We start from the raw sequence: 6,437 nt of genomic DNA on the forward strand, positions 1-6,437 counted from the left end.
GAAGCGCCCGCAAGCTGAGGATCAAATCGGCGCTGGCAGAAGAATTACACGATCGTGGTTGCCAGGCAAGCAATGCGAGTTACGAACTGTCGCGGCAATGCCGACGTGACCTCGGGAAAATAACGCGCTACGTTTCCCGGACAAGACCAAGAGGAAACGCCAATCGTGTACGACTTCATTATCGTCGGCGGCGGCTCGGCGGGGTCCGTGCTGGCCCACCGGCTCTCCGCAAAGAGCGCCAACAAGGTCCTGCTGTGCGAGGCCGGACAGGACACACCGCCCGGCAACGAGCCCGCCGAGATCAGGGACAGCTATCCGGGCACGGCCTATTTCGATCCCCGCTTCCACTGGACCGAACTCAAGGTCACGACCCAGATCGTCAGCCACAACAATCCGAACGAAGCGCGTCCTCCCCTGCGCAAATACGAGCAGGCGCGCGTGCTCGGCGGCGGCTCGTCGATCAACGGCCAGATGGCCAACCGTGGCGCACCGACCGACTACGATGAATGGGACGCGCGGGGCGCCGACGGCTGGAGCTGGAACGACGTGCTGCCCTTCTTCAAGAAGGTCGAGCGCGACCTCGATTTCGACGGCCCGTACCACGGCAAGGACGGCCGAATTCCAGTACGCAGAATTCCCCGTGAACACTGGACGCGGCATTCGCAGGCGTTCGCCGACGCCTTCCAGCAGGCCGGCCATCAGTTCGTGCCGGACCAGAACGGCGAGTTCGTCGACGGCTATTTTCCGGTGACGCATTCCAATCAGGCCGAGCAACGTGTCTCGGCCGCGATGGGTTATCTCGATCGTGACACGCGCAAGCGCGCCAATCTCACCATCTCCACCAACACGCAGGTGAGAGAGCTGCTGTTCGAAGGCACGCAATGCGTCGGCGTGAAGGCGATGGTCGACGGACGGGAACAGGAATTCCGCGGCCGCGAGATCATCCTCTCCAGCGGCGCGATCCATTCGCCGGCGCATCTCCTGCGCGCCGGCATCGGCCCGGTCGGTCATCTCAAGGATATGGGCATTCCGGTCCTGATGGGGCTGGCAGGCGTCGGCCAGCGCCTGATGGATCATCCTTCGATTTCGCTGTCGTCCTTTGTCCGCCGCGGCGCGCGCATGAACGAGCACACCAGGCGCCACATGCAGCTTGGCCTGCGTTATTCATCCGGGCTGTCGGGCGTACCGAAGGGCGACATGTTCGTCGTCCTGCTCAGCAAATCGGCCTGGCACGCGGTCGGCGAGCAGATCGGCTCGCTGCTGACCTTCGTCAACAAGACCTATTCCGAGACCGGACAGGTCAAGCTCGCCTCGCGCGATCCCGCCGCCGAGCCGATCGTCGAGTTCAATCTGCTGTCCGACCGCCGCGATCTCGATCGCCTGATGAGCGGCTTCCGCAAGATGGCGGCCGTGCAGATGAGCGACGTGGTGAAAGCAGTGACGGACAAGCCGTTTCCGGCCGCCTATACGGACAAGGTGCGCAAGATCGGCGTGGTCAATACCAAGAACAGGATCCTGACCAAGATCGCCGCGACCTTGATGGACGGGCCGGCGGCGCTGCGCCACTACCTGATCGACAATTTTGTCGTCGAAGGTTTCACCTTCGACCAGGTGATGAACGACGACGATGCGCTGGAAGCCTTCGTCCGCAAGGCGACCATCGGGGTGTGGCACGCCTCGTGCTCATGCCGCATGGGCCGGGCCGACGATCCGATGGCGGTGGTCGACAATCAAGGCCGCGTCAAGGGCGTTCAGGGCCTGCGCGTCGTCGACGCCTCGATCTTCCCCGTGGTGCCGTGCGCCAACACCAAWTTTCCGGTGCTGATGTCGGCGGAGAAGATCGCGGCGTCGATAATGCAGTGAGGGCTAGCGACTGCCGGGAGGTGGGGGGATCAATGGATTGCAGCATCCGCCCGGCGCGCGAAGAGGATAGCGGCGAAATCAGCGCCGTCGTTCTGCGCGCACTGCGCGAGACAAATGCGAGGGATTACACAGACGAGATCATCGAGCGGGTCGAGCATAGCTTCAGCCCGACCGCCGTTCTGGAGCTGATCCGCAAACGCACGGTCCTTGTTGCCGCCCTTGGCGGCCGCGTCGTTGGAACGGCGAGCCTTGACGGAAACGTCGTCCGTACGGTCTTCGTGGCTCCCAACGCTCAGGCCCAGGGGATCGGCAAGCTCCTGATGGCCGAGATCGAGCGCATAGCGCGCGAGCGAAAGTTCGCTTTGTTGACCGTCCCGTCTTCGGTCACCGCGGAATCGTTCTACACGCGGCTCGGGTTCAAGGCCGTGCGCGACAGCTACTTTGGCGATGAGCGCACGATCATCATGGAGCGATCTCTCGCTGCTGTGTCGTAGGTCCGGACTGCGCCAATAGCTCCGCCCATACGCGGAAGCGCGTGCCGTCGTTGAGCGGCACGATGTGAAACGGCTGGCCGAAGATCGCGAGCGGCTCATGGCCCGGCTCGAACCGCGGCCAGGCTTGCGCGACATCCGGCCTGCCGGTCGTGACGAAGCGCAGCACGCTCGCCTGAAACCGCGCGGCGACATCGATGTCGGCCGGCGTCATCGGCCCGCCCTTGCGCCTGAGGATCGGCCGATCGATGAAGTCAGGCAGATGCGCCCACAGGCAGGCATTGTCCGCGCCATGGGTCGGTCCCTGCGACAGGAACGGCTCCAGCGCGGGGCGATGGTCGAACCGGCTCAGCCACACGACACCGCCGGCCGCAGCATGAACCCGCGCAAGATCGGCCTTGGGACGATGCCAGAACGCATCCGAGAGCAACGCCTCGTACGGATCCTCGTCAAGCCGCGCGGTGGCGCGATAATAGGATAGTAGCCGGCACCAGCCGGCATCGCCGAACGCCGCGCGCACTTGTCGCTCGGTGGTGCGGATCATCGCGGCCGGCGGCGTGCTCTTCAGGAACATCACCATCTCGTCGCGACAGGAGCCAAGCCAGAGCGGAATGTCGCGCAAGGTCCCGTCGGCGAAAACATCGCGCGGCTCGCGCGGAATCACCGCGCCGTCGAGCACCGGACCAAATACGGTGCCTGCCTCCGTCTCGTCCGCAAGCCTGCGGCTGACGCGCTCTACCGCCGCGAACAGTTCTTGCAGCGGCACCGACGCGATCGCGCTCGGCTCGCGTGCAAGCTCGAGCTCATCGAGCACGCGGCGCGCGACGTCGTCGGCATGATCCGCGCTCATGATGTTGCGCCCGGGCGCGCTGAGCGCAAGGGCGAGAATGAACTTGCCCCTCGCCTGCGGCAGGGTTGCCAGCGCAATCACCATGGAGGCGCCGGCGGACTGACCGGATAGCGTGATCGCATCCGGATCGCCGCCGAAATTTGCGATGTTGGCACGGACCCAGTCGAGCGCGGCAAGCGTATCCTGGAGCGCAAGATTGTTGGCTTCCGTCAGGCCATGGCGATGCAGTTGCAGGAAGCCGAGCGGGCCCAGCCGGTAGTTGACGGTGACGATCACGGCCGGACCGTGCGTAGCGAGGAAGCCGCCGTCATAATCAGCGCCGCCACCTGTGACGAAGGCGCCGCCATGGATGAAGAGCAGCACCGGCAGTGGGCGATCGGCCACTGCCGGTGTCCAGACATTCAGGCTGAGACAGGATTCCTCGTCAGCATGATCGAGATGGCCGGGCTGCGGCGCGTAAGCGCCGTAGTCCGTGCATTGGCGCGGCTCCGTCCACGCGAGCGGCGGTGTCGCCCTGGCAAAGCGCCGCGCGGTCGCGAACGGCACGCCCTTGAAGGCGCGTATGCCGTTCTGCTCGGCGCCGATGATCGGCCCGCTGGTGGTCGAAACTGCGTTGGTCAGCATACGACTTTCACTCATCCTGACTCAGGCGCGCTGCTTGCCGAGATCGGCGATGTCGACATTGTGGGTTTCGCGTGCGGTTGCCGCTGATGCCGCCGAGATCACGCAGCAGCAGGCAACGAAGATTGCCACGGGAATCCAGCCGTTCGGCCCCTCGCCGACCAGGCTCGCACTCACCAGCGGCGTGAAGCCGGCGGCGAGGAAGCCGAGCTGCGTGCCGATCGCCGTGCCGGAATAGCGCACGCGCGCCTCGAACATCTCCGCATAGAACGACGGCCAGATCGCGTTCGGCGCGGCGTAGATGACGCCCGAGAGGATCATTGCCGCGGCGAAGATCGCCGGCGTATTCCCTGATGTCACCAGCATGAAGTACGGGAACACCAGCACTGCACAGCCGAGCACGCCACCGATGAACACCGGCTTGCGGCCGATCCTGTCGGCCAGCAGCGCCCACAGCGGCTGGGTGATCAGCGCGGTGACATTGCCGAGCACGCCGGCCCACAGCATGGTCGGGCGCGCGACGCCGAACTTGCTGGTGGCATAGCCGAGCGCGAACACCGCGGTCATCGTGCTCACGGTGGCGATCAGCGCACAGACGATCACGCGCAGCACGTCCGGCCAGTAGTCGCGCATGAGCGTAACGACGGGGAAGCGCGCCACCTGCGCCTTGTCCTTGATGTCTTCGAAGACGGGCGTTTCCGGCATGGTCCTCCGCACCAGGTAGGCGACCAGCAGCACGAGCGCGGAGAGCAGGAACGGAATGCGCCAGCCCCAGCTCAACAACTGGTCTTCCGGCAGGCTCGACACCGGGATGAACACCAGTGTTGCAAGGATCGCGCCGGCCTGGGTGCCGCTCAGGGTCCAGCTCGTGAAGAAGGCGCGGTTCGAATTAGCGGAATGCTCCAGCGTCAGCGAGTTGGCTCCGCTCTGCTCGCCGGCAGCCGACAGGCCCTGCAACAGGCGGAGCAGCGTCAGGATGACAGGCGCGGCATTGCCGATCGTTTTGGCATCCGGCAACAGGCCGATCGCCAGCGTCGAGCCGCCCATCAGCACCAGCGTGAACAAGAGCACCGTCTTGCGGCCGATACGGTCGCCGAAATGGCCGAGGATGACGGCGCCCACGGGCCGAGCGATATAGCCGATGCCGAAGGAGAGCAACGCGAGCAGCGTCGCGGTCGAGGGATCGACGTTGGCGAAGAACACTTTCGGAAAGATCAGCGCCGAGGCGGTGCCGTAGATGAAGAAGTCGTAGTATTCGAGCATGCTGCCGACGAAGCTGACCAGCGCGGCGCGCTTCGGCAGCTTGTTCGGCGCGGCTTCCGCGCTGGATGATGCGCGCAGCGGCGCGGTTGACGTCAACGTCATTGAAGGCTCCTCCCCATGTGGCCGGTGCGGTTCGCGTCAGGCAGATCGCCTCGCGCGTTTTCTGGTTCTGGTTGCCGCAACTTTGGTCTGGGGCGATAATGTACGAACTAGTACGTTTATGCAATACGCATTGGATCAGTGCCCGGACGAATGAAATTTGCCTTCACCTTCAAGGTGATCCGTGGAAACTGGCGGGAGAAACAGTGATGCTCGAGCGCATGCCGCCCCCATCGAAGCGCACCAACGACCCCGAGCGCACCAAGCGCGACATCCTCGAAGTGGCGATGGCCGAATTCGCCTCGGAGGGCTATTCCGGCGCCCGCGTCGATGCGATCGCGGCGCGCACGCGCACATCCAAGCGGATGATCTATTACTATTTCGGCGGCAAGGAGCAGCTCTACCTCGCGGTGCTGGAGGAGGCCTATCGCAGCATCCGCGCGCTGGAGGACCAGCTCGACATCGAAAGCTGCGACGCCCGCGAGGGATTGCGCAGGCTGATCGAGGCCACCTTCGACCATGACGAGCGCAATCCGAACTTCATCCGCCTCGTCAGCATCGAGAACATCCACCACGGCAAGCACCTGAAGCAGAATCTGCAACTGCGCCAGCTCAACGCCAGCGTGATCGCGACGCTCGACGGCATCCTCGAACGCGGCCGCGGCGAAGGCGTCTTCCGCGACGACGTCGATGCCATCGACCTGCACCTCGCCATCTCCTCCTACTGCTTCTTCCGCGTCGCCAACCGCCACACCTTCGGCGCCCTGTTCGACCGCGACCTCAGCGAGCCCAGGGTGCTGGCGACGAGCCGGACGCAGATCGTGGAGATGATCCTGGCGTGGCTCGGGGCGAAGGCTTAGCCACACACTTGCTGTCATTCCCCGCGACCCGGCTACGCCGGGGCTGCGGTCCAGGGGCGCCGAAGCTTTAGCGTAGGCGGCAGGCGGGGAATCCAGTACGCCGCGGCCTATCAAGGAACCACTACCGTCTCTGGAATACTGGATCACCCGCTTTCTGTTTAGTCCGGAGACATGGCTGACACCTGTTCGGACACATCACTGACAGGTTGGCCATTGGTCAAGTCGATCGATGCGACCTGCCAGCTGGCGAAGAAGATTCCGTAGTGGCCGTCACGAACCAGTGGCCGGATGGCAAGGCGTTCGCGGGCGAAGGCCTGGGGAACTTTCCAGAAGCGTCCCTTGAAGGAGATGTAGGGTCTTGTCGATGAGACCCTGCGCACGATCTCGCCG

At 64.4% G+C, this 6,437-nt stretch carries 5 protein-coding genes and 1 pseudogene; 3 read left to right on the forward strand and 3 right to left on the reverse strand.

The genetic code is table 11. The features are described from left to right. Positions 1–165: 165 nt before the first annotated feature. Together AC1DW2_RS06120 and AC1DW2_RS06125 are read left to right on the forward strand one after the other, a co-directional pair. Entirely contained in the window at positions 166–1,863 is a 1,698-nt protein-coding gene (locus AC1DW2_RS06120; RefSeq protein WP_477005448.1) for a GMC family oxidoreductase, read from the forward strand. Between the two features lie 32 nt (positions 1,864–1,895). Beyond that, positions 1,896–2,357, forward strand: a complete 462-nt coding sequence (locus AC1DW2_RS06125; RefSeq protein WP_477005449.1) for an N-acetyltransferase family protein — start codon at positions 1,896–1,898, stop codon at positions 2,355–2,357. Here the strand turns inward: AC1DW2_RS06125 and AC1DW2_RS06130 are convergent. Together AC1DW2_RS06130 and AC1DW2_RS06135 are read right to left on the reverse strand one after the other, a co-directional pair. Further along, positions 2,326–3,828 (reverse strand): carboxylesterase/lipase family protein, encoded by a 1,503-nt coding sequence (locus AC1DW2_RS06130; protein WP_477005450.1) that lies wholly within the window; start codon positions 3,826–3,828, stop codon positions 2,326–2,328. The genes AC1DW2_RS06125 and AC1DW2_RS06130 overlap by 32 nt on opposite strands. A gap of 21 nt (positions 3,829–3,849) precedes the next feature. After that, positions 3,850–5,190 (reverse strand): MFS transporter, encoded by a 1,341-nt coding sequence (locus AC1DW2_RS06135; RefSeq protein WP_477005451.1) that lies wholly within the window; start codon positions 5,188–5,190, stop codon positions 3,850–3,852. A gap of 206 nt (positions 5,191–5,396) precedes the next feature. Here AC1DW2_RS06135 and AC1DW2_RS06140 point away from each other — a divergent pair, with 206 nt between their 5' ends. Then, positions 5,397–6,047, forward strand: coding sequence for a TetR/AcrR family transcriptional regulator (locus AC1DW2_RS06140; RefSeq protein ID WP_063981336.1), 651 nt, complete (start codon positions 5,397–5,399; stop codon positions 6,045–6,047). Positions 6,048–6,205: 158 nt separating this feature from the next. On the opposite strand, the pseudogene AC1DW2_RS06145 reads toward AC1DW2_RS06140, so the two are convergent. Next, positions 6,206–6,437 (reverse strand): annotated as a pseudogene (locus tag AC1DW2_RS06145) (IS481 family transposase); the annotation flags it as partial.

It is taken from the genome of Bradyrhizobium sp. P3_C3, from assembly GCF_056402655.1.

Coding starts and splice junctions, on each gene's coding strand:
- AC1DW2_RS06135 (WP_477005451.1), bottom strand. CDS start 5,190: ATGACGTTGACGTCAACCGCGCCGCTGCGCGCATCATCCAGCGCGGAA.
- AC1DW2_RS06130 (WP_477005450.1), bottom strand. CDS start 3,828: ATGCTGACCAACGCAGTTTCGACCACCAGCGGGCCGATCATCGGCGCC.
- AC1DW2_RS06125 (WP_477005449.1), top strand. CDS start 1,896: ATGGATTGCAGCATCCGCCCGGCGCGCGAAGAGGATAGCGGCGAAATC.
- AC1DW2_RS06140 (WP_063981336.1), top strand. CDS start 5,397: ATGCTCGAGCGCATGCCGCCCCCATCGAAGCGCACCAACGACCCCGAG.